This is a genomic window from Sphingomonas sp., from assembly GCF_051962185.1.
GTDB lineage: Bacteria > Pseudomonadota > Alphaproteobacteria > Sphingomonadales > Sphingomonadaceae > Sphingomonas.
This window is the reverse complement of the sequence record NZ_JBQCCN010000240.1, coordinates 1-15,040: the sequence shown is the minus strand read 5'-3', so window position 1 is coordinate 15,040 and position 15,040 is coordinate 1. Positions and strand designations below refer to the sequence as shown.

The 15,040-nt window shown below is 66.0% G+C and carries 15 protein-coding genes; 9 read left to right on the top strand and 6 right to left on the bottom strand.

Translation table 11 applies throughout. The features are described 5' to 3' along the window. The coding region (locus ACTHJR_RS15550; protein ID WP_440524152.1) for an aminotransferase class I/II-fold pyridoxal phosphate-dependent enzyme at nt 1–542 on the bottom strand (542 nt) is incomplete at its 3' end. A 143-nt stretch (nt 543–685) separates the two neighbouring features. On the opposite strand from ACTHJR_RS15550, the gene ACTHJR_RS15545 reads away from it, so the two are divergent. The 3 genes from ACTHJR_RS15545 (at nt 686) to ACTHJR_RS15535 (ending at nt 3,653) form a co-directional block, all read left to right on the top strand. After that, the gene (locus tag ACTHJR_RS15545; protein WP_440524151.1) at nt 686–1,117 is read left to right on the top strand and encodes a nuclear transport factor 2 family protein; all 432 of its coding nucleotides are present in this window, start codon (nt 686–688) and stop codon (nt 1,115–1,117) included. 5 nt (nt 1,118–1,122) lie between these two features. Next, entirely contained in the window at nt 1,123–2,838 is a 1,716-nt protein-coding gene (locus ACTHJR_RS15540; RefSeq protein WP_440524150.1) for a PHA/PHB synthase family protein, read from the top strand. 113 nt (nt 2,839–2,951) lie between these two features. Beyond that, the gene (locus ACTHJR_RS15535) at nt 2,952–3,653 is read left to right on the top strand and encodes a phasin family protein (protein ID WP_440524149.1); all 702 of its coding nucleotides are present in this window, start codon (nt 2,952–2,954) and stop codon (nt 3,651–3,653) included. A 219-nt stretch (nt 3,654–3,872) separates the two neighbouring features. Here ACTHJR_RS15535 and arr read toward each other — a convergent pair whose 3' ends face one another. Continuing rightward, on the bottom strand, nt 3,873–4,286 hold the full coding sequence (gene arr, locus ACTHJR_RS15530; RefSeq protein ID WP_440524148.1) for an NAD(+)--rifampin ADP-ribosyltransferase: 414 nt from the start codon (nt 4,284–4,286) through the stop codon (nt 3,873–3,875). A gap of 285 nt (nt 4,287–4,571) precedes the next feature. Here arr and clpS point away from each other — a divergent pair, with 285 nt between their 5' ends. Further along, complete coding sequence (gene clpS, locus ACTHJR_RS15525; protein ID WP_440524147.1) at nt 4,572–4,916, top strand: ATP-dependent Clp protease adapter ClpS; 345 nt, start codon at nt 4,572–4,574, stop codon at nt 4,914–4,916. 77 nt (nt 4,917–4,993) lie between these two features. Here clpS and ACTHJR_RS15520 read toward each other — a convergent pair whose 3' ends face one another. Continuing rightward, nucleotides 4,994–5,566 carry a T6SS immunity protein Tdi1 domain-containing protein gene (locus ACTHJR_RS15520; RefSeq protein ID WP_440524146.1) on the bottom strand — a complete coding sequence of 191 codons (573 nt, stop codon included), beginning with the start codon at nt 5,564–5,566 and terminating at the stop codon, nt 4,994–4,996. 350 nt (nt 5,567–5,916) lie between these two features. Here ACTHJR_RS15520 and ACTHJR_RS15515 point away from each other — a divergent pair, with 350 nt between their 5' ends. Then, nucleotides 5,917–6,987 carry a cell wall hydrolase gene (locus ACTHJR_RS15515; protein ID WP_440524145.1) on the top strand — a complete coding sequence of 357 codons (1,071 nt, stop codon included), beginning with the start codon at nt 5,917–5,919 and terminating at the stop codon, nt 6,985–6,987. Nucleotides 6,988–7,087: 100 nt separating this feature from the next. On the opposite strand, the gene ACTHJR_RS15510 is transcribed toward ACTHJR_RS15515, so the two are convergent. The 3 genes from ACTHJR_RS15510 to ACTHJR_RS15500 all read right to left on the bottom strand — a co-directional run bounded on the left by ACTHJR_RS15510 (nt 7,088) and on the right by ACTHJR_RS15500 (nt 11,334). After that, nucleotides 7,088–9,004 (bottom strand): S9 family peptidase, encoded by a 1,917-nt coding sequence (locus ACTHJR_RS15510; RefSeq protein ID WP_440524144.1) that lies wholly within the window; start codon nt 9,002–9,004, stop codon nt 7,088–7,090. Nucleotides 9,005–9,291: 287 nt separating this feature from the next. Then, nucleotides 9,292–9,621, bottom strand: a complete 330-nt coding sequence (locus ACTHJR_RS15505) for a hypothetical protein (RefSeq protein ID WP_440524143.1) — start codon at nt 9,619–9,621, stop codon at nt 9,292–9,294. Nucleotides 9,622–9,927: 306 nt separating this feature from the next. Further along, a complete protein-coding gene (locus ACTHJR_RS15500; RefSeq protein ID WP_440524142.1) occupies nt 9,928–11,334 on the bottom strand; it encodes a helix-turn-helix domain-containing protein in 1,407 nt (468 codons plus the stop codon). Nucleotides 11,335–11,439: 105 nt separating this feature from the next. Between ACTHJR_RS15500 and ACTHJR_RS15495 the strand changes: the two genes are divergently transcribed. The 4 genes from ACTHJR_RS15495 to ACTHJR_RS15480 all read left to right on the top strand — a co-directional run bounded on the left by ACTHJR_RS15495 (nt 11,440) and on the right by ACTHJR_RS15480 (nt 14,937). Next, a complete protein-coding gene (locus tag ACTHJR_RS15495; protein ID WP_440524141.1) occupies nt 11,440–12,966 on the top strand; it encodes an acyl-CoA carboxylase subunit beta in 1,527 nt (508 codons plus the stop codon). Nucleotides 12,967–12,982: 16 nt separating this feature from the next. Then, nucleotides 12,983–13,513, top strand: a complete 531-nt coding sequence (locus tag ACTHJR_RS15490) for a hypothetical protein (protein ID WP_440524140.1) — start codon at nt 12,983–12,985, stop codon at nt 13,511–13,513. After that, nucleotides 13,510–13,929, top strand: a complete 420-nt coding sequence (gene mce / locus ACTHJR_RS15485) for a methylmalonyl-CoA epimerase (RefSeq protein WP_440524139.1) — start codon at nt 13,510–13,512, stop codon at nt 13,927–13,929. The genes ACTHJR_RS15490 and mce overlap by 4 nt, the downstream gene beginning before the upstream one ends. 213 nt (nt 13,930–14,142) lie before the next feature. After that, complete coding sequence (locus tag ACTHJR_RS15480) at nt 14,143–14,937, top strand: enoyl-CoA hydratase-related protein (protein ID WP_440524138.1); 795 nt, start codon at nt 14,143–14,145, stop codon at nt 14,935–14,937. Nucleotides 14,938–15,040 lie beyond the last annotated feature (103 nt).

Genomic DNA, 15,040 nt, shown 5'->3' with positions numbered 1-15,040 from the left:
TCGGCGGTCGGGTTGGACGGATAATTGACCACCAGGATCGAGGGACGCGGCACGGTGAAGGCGATCGCGCGCTCGAGGCTCTCGAAATAATGTTCGTCGGGCGTGGTCGGGACGGCACGGATCGTCGCCCCGGCGATGATGAAGCCGAAGGTGTGGATCGGATAGCTCGGATTGGGCGCGAGCACGACATCGCCGGGCGCGGTGATCGCGGTGGCGAGACTGGCGAGCCCTTCCTTCGAGCCCATCGTCACCACCACTTCGTTCTCGGGATCGAGCTCGACCCCGAAACGGCGGCCATAATAATTGGCCTGGGCGCGGCGCAGCCCGGGAATGCCCTTGGACTGCGAATAGCCATGCGCGTCGGGTTTCTGGGCGACCTCGCACAGCTTGTCGATGACATGCTGGGGCGGGGGCAGGTCGGGGTTGCCCATGCCGAGGTCGATGATGTCCTCGCCTGCCGCACGCGCTGCTGCCCGCATGCCGTTGACCTCGGCAATGACGTAGGGCGGCAGACGTTTGATGCGGTAGAAATCGTCGGACATCTAATACTCCTTTCGCCGTCACCCTTAGGCCATAAGCGGCCCGCCGCGATACGGCGTTGTTCCGGATGCGATCATCCGTGCCGAAAAGCGGAGACAAAAGCGGCCCTGCCGCGTTCGCCTCCGGCAACCGGCGGAGAAATGCCATGATCGCGCTGATGCTCGTCGCGGCTGCCGCCGCGACCGCCGCCGAGGCGCCACGCTGCCGCGGTATCGCGCTGGACGCGGCGGTGGCGCATTATGCCGACACCGCGCGCGCGATGAACCCGCGGCGCACCGCGCAACTCTATGCCGCCGACGGCGTGCTGGTCGGGCCCAAAGGCGAGCCGGTCACCGGGCCGGCCGAGATCGAATCCTTTCTGGCCGGATTCGGCGGCTACAAATTGGGCGAGCAGGTGATGACGGTCGATACGGCCAGCCGCGACGGCACGGGATGGCGAACCGACGGCACGTTCCGCCAGCGCGGCAACGACCCCAAGAATGTGCCGTTCACGGCCGGCGGGCGCTTTCGCGCCGAGTGGCGCTGCCTTAAAGGAGGATGGCGCGTCCAGCGCATGCAGACCTTCGCCGGGGGATAGAGACGATGGCCGACCAGACCGACGCACCCAGCCTGGAGGATATGCAGCACTGGACCTGGGTGATGGGTCGCGCGCAACAGATGATGCTCGAGGCGGGGCTGGGCGCCGGCGCGCCGGTCGTGCCTGGCTTCAATGATTCCGCGACGCTCGCGCGGATCGGCGATTTCTGGTCGGACAGCCTCAAATTGTGGCAGCGTTTCCTCGACCCCAAGCCGGCGGGTGAGGAGAGCGCGGCGCCGGTCAAGGAAGCGGTCAAGGACAGGCGCTTCAAGTCGGAAGCCTGGCAGAACCCGGTGTTCGACTGGATCCGCCAGTCCTATCTGATGATCGCCGACCAATTGCTCAAGCAGGTCGATGCGCTCGAAGGGCTCGACCCCAAGCAGCGCGAGCAATTCCGCTTCGCGACGCAGGGCTTCATCGACGCGATGAGCCCGTCCAATTTCGCCTTCACCAACCCCGACGTGATCCAGAAGACGATCGAGACGCGCGGCGAGAATCTGCTCAAGGGCCTCTCCAACATGCTCAGCGATCTCGGCAAGGGGCAATTGACGCATACCGATGCCGATGCGTTCGAGGTCGGGCGCAACCTCGCCACCACCCCGGGCAAGGTCATTCATCGCACCGACCTGTTCGAGTTGATCCACTATACGCCGACCACGGAGACGGTGCTCGAGACGCCGCTGGTGATCTTTCCGCCGTGGATCAACCGCTTCTACATCCTCGATCTCAGCCCGGAGAAAAGCTTCATCCGCTGGGCGGTCGACCAGGGATTGTCGGTGTTCATGGTGTCGTGGAAGTCGGCCGATGCCGCCATGGCCGAGGTGACCTGGGACGATTACGTGCTCGCCCAGATCGAGGCGATCGACGTGATCCGCGACCAGCTTGACGTCGAATCGGTGCATGCGATCGGCTATTGCGTGGCCGGCACCACGCTCGCCGCGACGCTCGCTTACCTGACCGCGAAGGGGGAGGCGGAGAAAGTCTCGAGCGCCACCTTCTTCACCGCCCAGGTCGATTTCGCCGATGCCGGCGACCTACTCAATTTCGTCGACGACGCGCAGCTCGACATGATCAAGCAATTGTCGCCGGAGGGCTATCTCGACGGTCGCTACATGGCGGCTACGTTCAACCTGCTGCGCGGGCGCGACCTGATCTGGAATTACGTCGCCAACAATTACCTGCTCGGCCAGGATTATGCGCCGTTCGACCTGCTCCACTGGAACGGCGACACCACCAATCTGCCGGCGAAATGGCATCTCGCCTATCTGACCGACCTCTATCGCGACAATCTGCTGGTGCGCCCGGGCGCGCTGGCGATCGCGGGAACGCCGCTCGATCTCAAGAAGGTCAGGACGCCGAGCTACGTCCAGGCGGGGCGCGAGGACCATATCGCCCCGGCCGAGAGCGTGTGGAAAGTCACCCATTTGTTCGCCGGCCCGCTCAAGTTCGTGCTGGCGGGCTCGGGCCATATCGCCGGCGTGGTCAATCCGCCGGCGGCGGGCAAATACCAATATTGGACCAACGACAAGCCCGCCTCGTCGCTGGCCGAATTTGTCGCCGGGGCGACCGAAACCAAGGGTAGCTGGTGGCCCGATTGGATTGAATGGATCCGCGATCGTGGCGACAAGAAGGTCGCGGTCAAAGGCGCGCGTATTCCCGGCAAGGGAAAGAAGCGCACCGCAATAACCGATGCCCCGGGCGACTACGTCCGCGCGCGCTAAGTTACTGTTTCGAGACCGTTGTGACGGTTATGTTGCGCTGCACAAAAATCGCTTGACCTTTGCGCGCGGAGCACTATTTTGTGCAATGCAGCAATGATGCGGCGGAGGATGTGATGGCGAGCAAGACCCCAGAGACCAAGGCAGCGAAGCCCGCGGCCAAGGCAGTGGTGAAGCGCGCGCCCGTCAAGTCCGCGAAAGCGACGGCTCCGGCCGTGGCCAAGCCCGCGCCCATGGTTGCGAAAACCCCTGCCGCAGAGCAGCCGGCGGCGCCCGTCCTCAGGACCGCTCCCGTCGAGACCCCCGCAGTCGAGACCGTGACCGAAATCGTCGCCGCCGTCGTCGAAGCGCCGGCCGCCATCAAGAAGGAAGTGACCAAGATGAACGACCAGATCAAGGACGCCGCCGAGAAGGGCCAGGCGTATTTCACCGAGTTCACCGCCAAGGCGAAGGCCGCGGCCGAGAAGGGCGCCAAGGCGTTCGAGGACATGAACGAGTTCAACAAGGGCAATGTCGAGGCGCTTGTCGAGTCGGGCAAGATCGCGGCCAAGGGCTTCGAGACGCTCGGCCAGGACTATGCCGAATACGCCCGCAAGCAGTTCGAGACCGCGACCGCCGCGTTCAAGGGCTTCGCCGCCGTCAAGTCGCCGACCGAGCTGTTCAAGCTGCAGTCGGACTATGTCCGCGGCCAGTTCGACTCGTTCGTCGCCGAGAGCTCGAAGAACACCGAAGCGGTGATCAAGCTGGCCGGTGACGTCGCCAAGCCGATCTCGAACCGCGTCGCGCTCGCCGCCGAGAAGATCAAGGTCGCCGCGTAAGCGCACCTTTCTCGCGAGAGACAAGGAAAGGGCGGTCGCCATCGGGCGGCCGCCCTTTTCCTTTGTGGCTCCGCAATCCCCGCCAGGGGGGGGTGGCAGCCGTCAGGCTGACGGAGGCGGAGGAAGACGACCAATAATCCGTCGTGCTTCCTCCCCCCTCCGACGCGCTAGACGCGCCACCTCCCCTTGCGGGGGAGGATTAGGGGAGACGTCTCATCGTCAGTCGATGATCTCGGCTCCCTGCGCCATCAACCGCGCGATTCCTTGCTTCATGTCCCGGATCTGCTCGGGCGGATGTCCCTCCCATTGCTCGACCTCGCCGACGATCCGCAGCGGGTCTTGCGAGCGATAGGACAGGGTCGGGTTTCCGGGGAATTTCTTGTCGGTCAGGTTGGGATCGTCGACATAGTCGCCGGTCGGCTCGACGACATAGATGCGCTCGCGGCCGTCGCCCCGCGCCAGTTCGGCGCCCCAGATCGCGGCGTCGAGCGTGCCGGAGAAATAGATCCAAGACAGCGGCGGGCCGTCGCGGTAATTCGATCGGAATCCCGCGGATAGCAGGTCTCCGGGTTTCAGGTCGGCGCGCGTGCCGTGGTAGAACAATCGGGAAGGTTTGCCGTCGGTCGCTGTCATCGCGTTGCTCCTCTGATGCGAATCGAGGGCAAGGCACATGCACCAGGGACCCCGGCTTGCCGCAATCCCCACCCCATGGTACATGATGATAGTGGGAAGAGCCGGCCGGCCTCCCGTCTCCCAAATCGCCGAATTCGAACAGCCGATCGTCGTATCGGTGCGCCAGCCATCGTCCGTTTTGCGGCGCGGCGGGCGGGGAAAAGCACTTAACGCGCGCCGCACCCTCTTGCCCCGGCGCGCCGCAATGCCATATTTTCCTTTCCCCTGTTCGACCCCGATATCCTGATGGCCAACGACCCTGACCAGGTCGGCAATGGCAACGACGGTGACGACGATACCGGCGTCGGGCTCGCTACGCGTACCCGGACGCGGACCAAGCAGCCGACCCCGTATCGCGTGCTGATGCTCAACGACGATTACACGCCGATGGAATTCGTCGTGCTCTGCCTGCAGCGCTTCTTCCGCATGTCGACCGAGGAAGCGACCCGCGTGATGTTCCACGTCCACCAGAAAGGCGTGGGGGTGTGCGGCGTGTTCAGCTACGAGGTCGCCGAAACCAAGGTCGCGCAGGTCACCGACTTCGCGCGGCAGAACCAGCACCCGCTGCAATGCACGCTGGAGAAGGCGTAGGCTTCCTGTCCGGCATTGGATGGAAAGCGGGCTGTCGGCTAATAGTCGCGACCCGCTCAAAGCGGCCAACGCGTGGCTCAGTCATTGATAGAGATATTGTTGATCCGCGTTCCGGTCGGCAATCCTCGGACCTTTTCGATTATTTGCGCAGAGACGTGCCAGTATACTTCGAAATCTGACAATTCGAGATTTGAGATTTCGTCCTCTCCGCCCAAAAACAGCGGTTTGCGATAGCCGACGCATTGATCGTAGCGAGGAGCTTCGCCCCCGGCGGACCGCCAAGCATTAAAGAAGCCATACGCCGCAACGGCGTCAGGCTGCTCGACCAGTTCGCCGGTGTGAAATGTGTCTAACCCAGCGGGTATCTCAAGGGCTTCACCGGTCCCTGGTTCAAGAAGCAGAATCTGGCGCTCCCCGCGCGTGATCCTCTCCTCGTCAGTGGCAAACTGACAGCCAAGCCAGCTTGAACCAAAGCAGGTAATTCGCTTGGCAAAAGTTGGAAAAGCGGCAGCCGCAAGAGCGGTATAGCGCTCTATGTCTTCCGTCCGATGCAGGCGATAAGCGCCGTTCAGCAATACTCGCGGAGAAGCGGTGGCTGCGTCACCCGGTGGCAATTCTTTACCCGCCCTCGTTTTCAGCCAATCGAACATGGCGGTCCTCCCGAAATGAGTTGGGTCTACCAAGACTGGGAATGTCCGCAATCAAGAAGCAAGGGACTGGTCCCATACGTCCGCAATTAGGTCGTTAGCCGACATCGGTCTCGCCGCCGGCAAAGCCGTCGGCCGGATCGGCTGGCGCCGTCCGCCGGCCGGGCGAGGCGGTGCGCTTTCGCGCACCGGCGCGGGCGTCGCCGCGCCTCCGCCTCGCAAAAATTACATTAACCATCAAGCGTTTCGCTGCGGGACACGGTCGAATCCGGGGACGATCCGGTAAGCTTTTTGGCTTATGGCGCGATGCGCCCGGTGGGACTCGCCGGGCTGTGTGAAGGCGGCAGGTCCAAGTGATCGATTGGCGTAACTGGACGGTTCGGCAGACTCGCGCGGCATTGCTCGCGGGGCTGGTCGGCGTGCCGATGCTCGCCGTGTCGGCCAAGGCCGCCGTCGTCGCCTATTACGAAGCCCAGCGCGCGGAGGCACCGCCGCTGCCGCCGATCGGTTACGAGAGCGAGGATCATTTTCCCGGCGCGGCGCTGTTCTATGTCGCCGACGACCAGGCGGCGCCGAGCGCGGGTACGACCGGCACCACCGCGCTGCCCGATTTGCCGGTCCCGACCGATGCCGATCTGACTCCCGACACCGATGGTACCGTGCGCCCGGCCCAGCCCTTTTCGATGAACGGCGCCGGCGCGCTCGACAAGGCGCGCGCGCTCGATTGCCTGGCGACCGCGATCTATTACGAGGCGGCGTCGGAAAGCGAGGAAGGCCAGCGCGCGGTCGCGCAAGTCATCCTCAACCGCGTCCGCCATCCGGCTTTCCCCTCGACCGTGTGCGGCGTGGTCTATCAGGGATCGGAAAAGAGCACCGGCTGCCAGTTCAGCTATGCCTGCGACGGATCGATGGCGCGGGTGCCGATGCGCTCGGCGATGGATCGCGCGCGGCGCTATGCGCTCGACGCGCTCAACGGCTATGTGATGAAGGCGGTCGGGCTGGCGACCCATTATCACACCTATCAGGTGACGCCGGCCTGGAACCGCAGCTTGGTGATGACCGACGCGATCGGCATGCACTTTTTCCATCGCTGGAAGGGCTATTGGGGGACGCCGGCCGCGTTCAGCAACCTGCGCTATCACGGTGGCGAGCCGGTGCCGGGGCCTCATGCGCGCATCGCGCCGCCGCCGGGCATGCCGCTGCCGTCGACGCAATTCGCCGCTTATACGCCGGGTGCGGCCGCCCCGGGCATCCCCGGACTGACGTCGCCGCCGCCGCCGAGCACCAATCTCGCGGCAATCCAGCCCGACTATCGCGACACCAGCATCGCCAAGGCGCCGTCGGCGCCGGCCGCCGACGACAATCTGCCCGCCGCATCGCAAGTGCTCGACCGCTGGAAGGATTCGGGCGAGCCGTTGCGATAATCTTCCGTCATCCCAGCGAACGCTGGGATCTCGTGCGGCTCTTTGCGTCGCGCCATCGCCAAAATCCCAGCTTTCGCTGGGATGACGGACAGTTGATTTCCTACTTCCCCAGATACTCCGCCCACCACGCGGCCACCCGCTTGCGCAGATCGGCGACATGCTCGGGCTGGCGGATGCCATGGCCTTCGTCGGGATAGATCATCAGCGTGGTCGGCACGCCGAGTTCCTTCAGCGCGTGCCAATATTCGATCGACTGGGTCGGCGGCACCTCGATGTCGCGCTCGCCGACATAGATGAAGGTCGGGGTCCGGGCTTTCTTGATATCGGTGATCGCCGATGCCTCGACGTACGGCTTGGGATCGTCATAGGCGGACTTGCCGAAGAACGGGATCATCCACTGGTCGATGCCGTTGGTGCCGTAATAGCTGATCCAGTTGGACAGGCCGGCGCCCGCGACGATCGCCTTGAAGCGGTTGGTCTGGGTATTGGCCCACATCGCCATGAAGCCGCCATAGCTGCCCCCGGTCAGTCCGAGCCGGCTGTCGTCGACCGGCGCCGCCCGCTCGACCGCGTCGACCCCGGCCAGGATGTCGCGCAGGTCGCCGCCGCCGAAGTCGCGCTTGTTGGCGGCGGTGAACGCCTCGCCCTGGCCGTAGCTGCCGCGCGGATTGGGGAAGAACAGATAATAGCCCTTGACGACATAATCGGCATCGGCGCTGTCGGCGGCGACGAAGCGTGGAGTCGAGGCGGCGGCGGGACCGCCATGGACGGTTACGATCATCGGCGCCTTGCCGGCCGGCGCCACCGCCGGGCCGAGCAGCCAGCCCTGCACGTCGTAGCCGTCGTTCTTCCAGGTGATGCTCTCAGCCTTCACGCTCGGCGCGATCGCGTCATTTTCGCTGGTGATCTTGTGCGGCGCGCGGACCGGGCCGGCGTAGATGGCCGGCGCATGTTCGAAGTCGGACGCGACCATCGCCGCGACCGACCCGTCGGCGCTATACGCCACGCGCCCGTCGCCCGCCGCGAAGCTGGCGGGTTGCGCCCAGAACACCGTCGTACCTTTGGCGCCGGGCGCGGCGATCTGCATGTCCGACCCCATCAGCCTGACGTCGCGCAGTCCGCCTTTGGTCCAGGTCAACGACGTGACCGTCGCCTTTTCCCCTTTGGTGGCGTTGACCGGTTCGCCGCCCGCGAAGGGGACGGTGAAGACGTCGCCGCCGACCGAGCCGAAATCGCTCATCAGCCCGCCGATATAGGCGACCGTCCGGCCGTCGGGCGACACCCGCGGCGCGTTGATCTGGGTCCGGGGCTGGGCGATGTTGCGGACGCTGCCGGTCGTCGCGTCGATCGCGTCGAGCGTCGCCACCCACCAATTGTTGTCGCCATTGCCGAGCGCGGTGGTGGCGACGAAGCCGCTGCCGTCGGGCGTCCAGCTATATTCGTAGATATAGCGGTTGGCCGGCGAGACCGGCCTGACGTCGCTGACCGGCGATCCGGCCAGGCTGAACACCGCGAGCCGCTGTTCGTCATTCTTCTCGCCGATCTCGCCGACCAGCCGCACGCCGGGCTGGGTCGCGCCCGATTCCTTGGCGGCGTTGAGCGTCACGAGCAGCGCGATCTTCTTGCCGTCGGGCGAGAAGCGCGGGGTCTGGGCGATACCCTTGACCGTGGCGATCGTCCGCGTCGCCTTGCCGTCGGCGAGCGCCAGCGCGACAGTGCCGGTCTCGCGGTCACGCTGCAGATAGGCCAGCGCCCCGCCAGGGCCGAAGGTCAGGCCCGAATAACTGCACTTGGCGCAGGGATCGATCGTCGCCAGCACCTTGCCGTCCCTGACCGCGCGGACCACGATTCGGCCATGCGCGGCCCTGGCACTTTCGCCTTCGCCCTCGATCGCCTCGACGCTGGCGACGCGGTCGCCGGAGGCCGACAGGGCGAGCCCGGCATAAGAGTGAAGCGGGGCAGCGAGCGCCGGCGTGGCGGTGGCGGCGAGCAAGGCGGCGGCGAAGGTAAGGCGCATCGGCGACTCCGTGGGAAGGGAGGAGGAAGCGATCGATACGCCGTCGTTATCGTGACGGGAAGAGCGTGAAATGGGGCGTGCTGATCGCAAAGGCGGCATGACCGAAATCCCTCTCCCGCTCGCGGGAGGGAGAGGGTTCTTCTTGCTTCTTTTCGTGTCGCGCCATCCGCTTGAAAGAAGGAAGAAGACCCTCACCCAACCCTCTCCCGTAAACGGGAGAGGGCTTTAATGAAAAAGGGGCCGGTTTCCCGGCCCCTTCCGCTTGCGCCCCTCCGCGCAAATCGTGGTCACCAACGGCGCTGGCCGTCGTGCTTGTCGAACCGCACCTTGCTGCTCAGCACGTCGTAGCGGCGATTGAGGTCGGCACGCTCGCGCAGGTCGAGCCGGCCGCCCGACATGCTGTAGCGATATTCGAGCCTCTGGATGCCGCGCAGCTCGTTCTGCAGCTTGAAGCCTTCGCGGCGGTTGAGTGCGCCCGAACGGACGCCCTGGTTGATCCGCAGCTCGATCATCTGCGCGCGGTTGTTGGCCGGCGCGAACGGCGCGGCGCTGGCGACGGCGGGGAACGCGGCGGTGGCGAAGCCCAGGCCCAGCAGCAGAACGGGAAGCTTCTTCATGTCTCTCACTCCTTTGGCGACCGAACCATCGGTCGAGAGACGGTTTCGGCCCGATCTGTCGCCGATTTGTGCCGTGGACCGGGCCAATGTGTCGCAGGTGATGCCGGAGCCGAAACGTTCGTTCAGGTACATGAATGGAGGCTGTCGATTGCGGCTTCTTCTAATCCTCCCCCGCCAGGGGGAGGTGGCGCCGAAGGCGTCGGAGGGGGAGGAAGCATGATGATTGTTGGTCGCTGGCCGCCCCCCCCGTCACGCTACGCGTGCCACCTCCCCTGGCGGGGGAGGATTGAGATGCGCGACGACCGCTTACCGGAACGAATAGGGCACCGGCCCGCGCGCGTCGGGATCGATGTGGATCTCGCTCGCCGCGGGAGGAAAGGCGCGCTGGTCGCAATCGGTGCGCGGGCAGATGCGGCAGGAGACGCCGATCGGGGTCGCCACGTCGTCGGCACGCAGCCCGTCGGCATAGACGAAGTCGGCGGCATGCGCTTCCTCGCACCCGAGCGTCACCGCATAGCGCCGCGGGCTGCGGGTGAAACTGCCCGAGGGTTTGACCAGCCCCTTGGCCATCGAGACGTAACGCGTGCCGTCGGGCGTCTCGGCGAGCTGGACGGCGATGCGGTCGGGGATCGCCACCGCTTCATGGACGCCCCAGAGCGGGCAGGCGCCGCCGAATCGCGCAAACTGGAAGCGTGTCGCCGAATGGCGCTTGGTGATGTTGCCGGCCATGTCGACGCGGCAGAAGAAGAACGGGATGCCGGCAGCCCCCGGCCGCTGCAAGGTCGAGAGGCGGTGGCAGGTTTGTTCGAAGCTCGCGCCGAAACGGCGGCTGAGGCGGTCGATGTCGTGGCGAAGCTCGCGCGCGGTGGCGCGGAAGCGTATGTAGGGCATGATCAGCGCGCCCGCGGCGTAATTGGTCAGCCCGGCGGCGAGCAAGGCGCGGCCGGCATCGGAGGCGATCCCCTCGCTGGCGATGTCGCGGATGAGATCGGCGAATTCGAGCCGCGCCAATTGGTGCGCGAGCGCGAAACGCTGGCTCGCCTCGGGCAAGGCGGGGTCGAGCCGCAACAGGCGTGCGTCGGGGTCGTACGCGCGCACCGACCCGCCGAGCTCGCGATCGGCGGCGACGGTGATACCGAAGTGCCGGCCGAGCCGGTTCTCCAGGGCGGCGCCATCGATAGCGCCTTCGCCCATCTCCTCGGCGATCGCCTCGGCCGCGCGATCGAGCGCATCGACATAATTGCGCTCGGCGTGGAACCAGTCGCGCACTTCCTCCCACGGGAAGCGCGCCGCCTCGGCCGCGCCGGCCTCGAAGCGGTCGTCGAATGCGCGCAATTGCTCCTGCGAGCGCCGGAAGGCGGCGTGGAGCGCGACCATCCGCCGCGCGAGTTGCGGTTGCTGGCGCGCGCCGCGCCGCAACGTCGCCTCGTCGAGCCGCGCGTCGGGCACGCTGGGGTCGGTCGAAGCCTCGATCGCGTCAACCAGCAGCATCGATTCGTCGGCGGCGGCGATCTGCTCCCAATCGGCGGGGAAGGCGCGGGCAAGGGCGACCATCACCAACGGCGTGATCGGGCGGTCGCCATTCTCGATCTGCGAGAGATAACTGACCGACACCGACAATTGTCCGGCGAGCGCGCGCTGGCTCAGCCCTAGCCGCTGGCGCAGGTCGCGCACTCGGTGTCCGGCGAAGATGCGGCGGCTCGGTTCGGTCATGCCGCTCGGCATAGTTTGCAAACCGACCGGTGCCAAGTTTGCAACATTACAGTTGCGGAAGGCGCCTGCTAGGGGAAAGAAGCCCGGTCCGCATCAGGAGTCTCCATGTCGTCGACCATCGCCGAACTCGAACGCAAGCGCGCCGCGGCCCGGCTGGGCGGCGGAGAGAAGCGCATCGCCGCGCAGCACGCCAAGGGCAAGCTGACCGCGCGCGAGCGGCTCGACGTGCTGCTCGACCAGGGATCGTTCGAGGAGCTCGACATGTATGTCGAGCATAATTGCGTCGATTTCGGCATGCAGGACCAGATCATTCCGGGCGATGGCGTGGTCACCGGATCGGGCACGATCAACGGCCGGCTGGTGTTCGTGTTCAGCCAGGACTTCACCGTGTTCGGCGGTAGCTTGAGCGAGCGGCACGCGCAGAAGATCTGCAAGATCATGGACATGGCGATGAAGGTCGGCGCGCCGGTGATCGGCCTCAACGATTCGGGCGGCGCGCGCATCCAGGAAGGCGTCGCGTCGCTCGGCGGCTATGCCGAGGTGTTCCAGCGCAACGTGCTCGCCAGTGGCGTGGTGCCGCAGCTCAGCCTGATCATGGGCCCGTGCGCGGGCGGCGCGGTCTATTCGCCGGCGATGACCGACTTCATCTTCATGGTGAAGGATTCGTCCTACATGTTCGTCACCGGCCCCGATGTGGTGAAGACGGTGACCAACGAAGTGGTGACGCAGGAAGCGCTCGGCGGCGCGGTCACCCACACGACCAAGACCTCGGTCGCGGACGTCGCGTTCAACGACGATATCGAGACGTTGCTTGCCGCGCGCGACTTCATCGATTTCCTGCCCGCCTCCAACCGCGAGCCGGTGCCCGAGCGCCCCTCGTCGGATCCGTGGGACCGGATCGAGGACAGCCTCGACAGCCTGATCCCGGCCTCGGCCAACCAGCCCTACGACATGCACGAATTGATCCGGAAGACGGTCGACGAAGGCGATTTCTTCGAAATCCAGCCGGCGCATGCGGGCAACATCATCTGTGGCTTCGGCCGGATCGAGGGCAAGACGATCGGCGTCGTCGCCAACCAGCCGATGGTGCTGGCGGGCGTGCTCGACATCAATTCGTCGAAAAAGGCGGCGCGCTTCGTCCGCTTCTGCGACGCGTTCGAGATCCCGATCGTGACCTTCGTCGACGTCCCCGGCTTCCTGCCCGGCACGAGCCAAGAGCATAACGGCATCATCAAGCACGGCGCGAAATTGCTGTTCGCCTATGCCGAGGCGACCGTGCCCAAGATCACCGTGATCACGCGCAAGGCCTATGGCGGCGCCTATGACGTCATGGCGTCAAAGCATCTGCGCGGCGATCTCAATTACGCTTGGCCGACCGCCGAGATCGCGGTGATGGGCGCCAAGGGCGCGGTCGAGATCATCTTCCGCGGCAAGACCCCGGAAGAGATCGCCGAGCGCACCGCCGAGTATGAGGCGCGCTTCGCCAACCCGTTCGTCGCGGCGTCCAAAGGCTTCATCGACGAAGTGATCCAGCCGCATTCGACGCGTCGCCGCATCGCTTTGGGCTTGCGGAAACTGAGGAACAAGAGCCTCGAGAATCCGTGGAAGAAGCACGACAACATTCCGCTCTAGGAAAGGCTATCCCCGTATGATCTCCATCATTGCCCTGTTGCTCCAGGCCGCCCCGGCCGCTGCGGCGCCTGCGCCGTGGACGGTCACGACACGTCCCAAGACCGACCCGACGATCACCTCGACGGTGACCGGCGCTTCGTCGGCCGACGGCAACGGCAAGCTCGTCGTGCGCTGCGACGCGGGCAAGGCGAACGTCGTCTCGGTCCAGTTCTTCAGCCGCACCCCGTTGGGCGGCCCGCCGGCGCGCCCGGTGTCGCTGACGTTCGATGCGGGCACGCCGCTGATCGACAATTGGGAATTCGTCCAGCAGGGCGCGTTTCAGCGTGACGATGTCGGCGTCACCACGCTGACCACCGCGCTCGCCTCGGCGAAGTCGGTCAAGCTGCATACGACGACGGCGGCCGGCGAGCCGATCGACGCGACCTTCGCCGGTCCGCCGAGCGCGCAGCCGATCAGCGCGGTGCTGGCCGCGTGCGGCTATACGTTGGGCCAGCCGCCGGTGCGCGCGCCCGAGCCCAAGGATGGCGAGAAGAAGGACGCCAAGTGAAGCTCGGCCGCCTCAATCATGTCGGGGTCGCGACGCCGTCGATCGACGATGCGATTCCCTATTGGCGCGACGTGATGGGGGCGACGACGGTGCATGAGCCGTTCGACCTGCCGGCGCAGGGCGTGAAGGTGTGTTTCGTCGACACGCCCAACACGCAGATCGAGCTGATCGAGCCGCTCGGTGAGACCTCGCCGATCCGGGCGTTCCTCGAGAAGAACCCGGCCGGCGGGCAGCATCATCTTTGCTACGAAGTGCCCGATATCCACGAGGCCAAGGCGTGGTTCGAAGCGAAGGGGGCGAAGGTGCTCGGCGAGCCCCGGATCGGCGCGCATGGGACGCCGATCTTCTTCGTCCATCCCAGGGACATGGGCGGGGTGCTGACCGAGATCATGGAGACGCCCAGGGACGGGCATTGATACCGACATCCTCTCCCTCGACGGGAGAGGATAGTGGAGCTTGCGAGCTTGCTCGCTAGCGGAACTTGGAGAGGGTGAGCGGCGCTTCAGCGCCGCGCGATTGCAGAGCAATCGCACCCCTCTCCCAACTTCGACTGGGCACCCCGGCGAAAGCCGGGGTCCCAAGTCTTCGTATCCCTCTCCCGCAAGGGGAGAGGGTGGTGTGGAGGACGAATGGCCTACGAGCACATCCTGACCGAGCGCAAACGCGACATCCTGATCGTCACGCTCAACCGCCCCGATCGGCTCAACGCCGCGCCGCCGGCGATGTTCGTCGAAATCCGTGAGGCGCTGGCCGATCTCGGCGGTGCGCGCGCGGTGCTGATCACTGGCGCAGGCCGTGCCTTCTGCTCGGGCGCCGATGTCGGCGGCGGTGCGCTGAGCGCGGGCGGCCGCGGGCTCGATCCCGGCCAGGTCACGCATGACGCGCTGACCGTCAGCTACAACCCGACGCTCGCGGCGATCGCGGCGCTGTCGGTGCCGGTCGTCACCGCGGTGCGCGGGCCGGCCGCCGGGATCGGCTGCAGCCTGGCGCTCGCTGCCGATTTCTGCGTCGCGTCGGAGACCGGCTATTTCCTTCAGGCCTTCGTCAATATCGGCCTCGTCCCCGATGGTGGCGCGAGCTGGATGCTGACCCGGCTGATCGGGCGCGCGCGGGCGGCGGAGATGATGATGCTCGGCGAACGCGTCCCCGCGGCCAGAGCGCTCGACTGGGGGATGATCCACAAGGTAGTGGCCGACGACGCGCTCGACGCCGAGGCGCTGGCGCTCGCCGAGCGGCTGGCGGCGGGGCCGACGGTGGCGCTCGGCCTGATGCGGCGCCAGCTCCACGATGCGCTGGAGGGCGATTACGCCGCCGCGATGCAGCGCGAGGCCGACAACCAGCGCGCGGCGCGCGGCACGCACGATTCGATGGAGGGCGGCATGGCCTTCCTCCAGAAACGCAAGCCCGCGTTCAAGGGCGCCTGAGACAGAAGGAGCGCCCTTTCGGGGCCGGACACGCTCATGACCACCAACCCGACCCGCGACGACTGGAAGGCGCTCGCCGACAAGGAAGTGAAGGGCAAGGACC

Coding starts and splice junctions, on each gene's coding strand:
- ACTHJR_RS15545 (WP_440524151.1), top strand. CDS start 686: ATGATCGCGCTGATGCTCGTCGCGGCTGCCGCCGCGACCGCCGCCGAG.
- ACTHJR_RS15540 (WP_440524150.1), top strand. CDS start 1,123: ATGGCCGACCAGACCGACGCACCCAGCCTGGAGGATATGCAGCACTGG.
- ACTHJR_RS15535 (WP_440524149.1), top strand. CDS start 2,952: ATGGCGAGCAAGACCCCAGAGACCAAGGCAGCGAAGCCCGCGGCCAAG.
- arr (WP_440524148.1), bottom strand. CDS start 4,286: ATGACAGCGACCGACGGCAAACCTTCCCGATTGTTCTACCACGGCACG.
- clpS (WP_440524147.1), top strand. CDS start 4,572: ATGGCCAACGACCCTGACCAGGTCGGCAATGGCAACGACGGTGACGAC.
- ACTHJR_RS15520 (WP_440524146.1), bottom strand. CDS start 5,566: ATGTTCGATTGGCTGAAAACGAGGGCGGGTAAAGAATTGCCACCGGGT.
- ACTHJR_RS15510 (WP_440524144.1), bottom strand. CDS start 9,004: ATGCGCCTTACCTTCGCCGCCGCCTTGCTCGCCGCCACCGCCACGCCG.
- ACTHJR_RS15505 (WP_440524143.1), bottom strand. CDS start 9,621: ATGAAGAAGCTTCCCGTTCTGCTGCTGGGCCTGGGCTTCGCCACCGCC.
- ACTHJR_RS15500 (WP_440524142.1), bottom strand. CDS start 11,334: ATGACCGAACCGAGCCGCCGCATCTTCGCCGGACACCGAGTGCGCGAC.
- ACTHJR_RS15495 (WP_440524141.1), top strand. CDS start 11,440: ATGTCGTCGACCATCGCCGAACTCGAACGCAAGCGCGCCGCGGCCCGG.
- ACTHJR_RS15490 (WP_440524140.1), top strand. CDS start 12,983: ATGATCTCCATCATTGCCCTGTTGCTCCAGGCCGCCCCGGCCGCTGCG.
- ACTHJR_RS15480 (WP_440524138.1), top strand. CDS start 14,143: ATGGCCTACGAGCACATCCTGACCGAGCGCAAACGCGACATCCTGATC.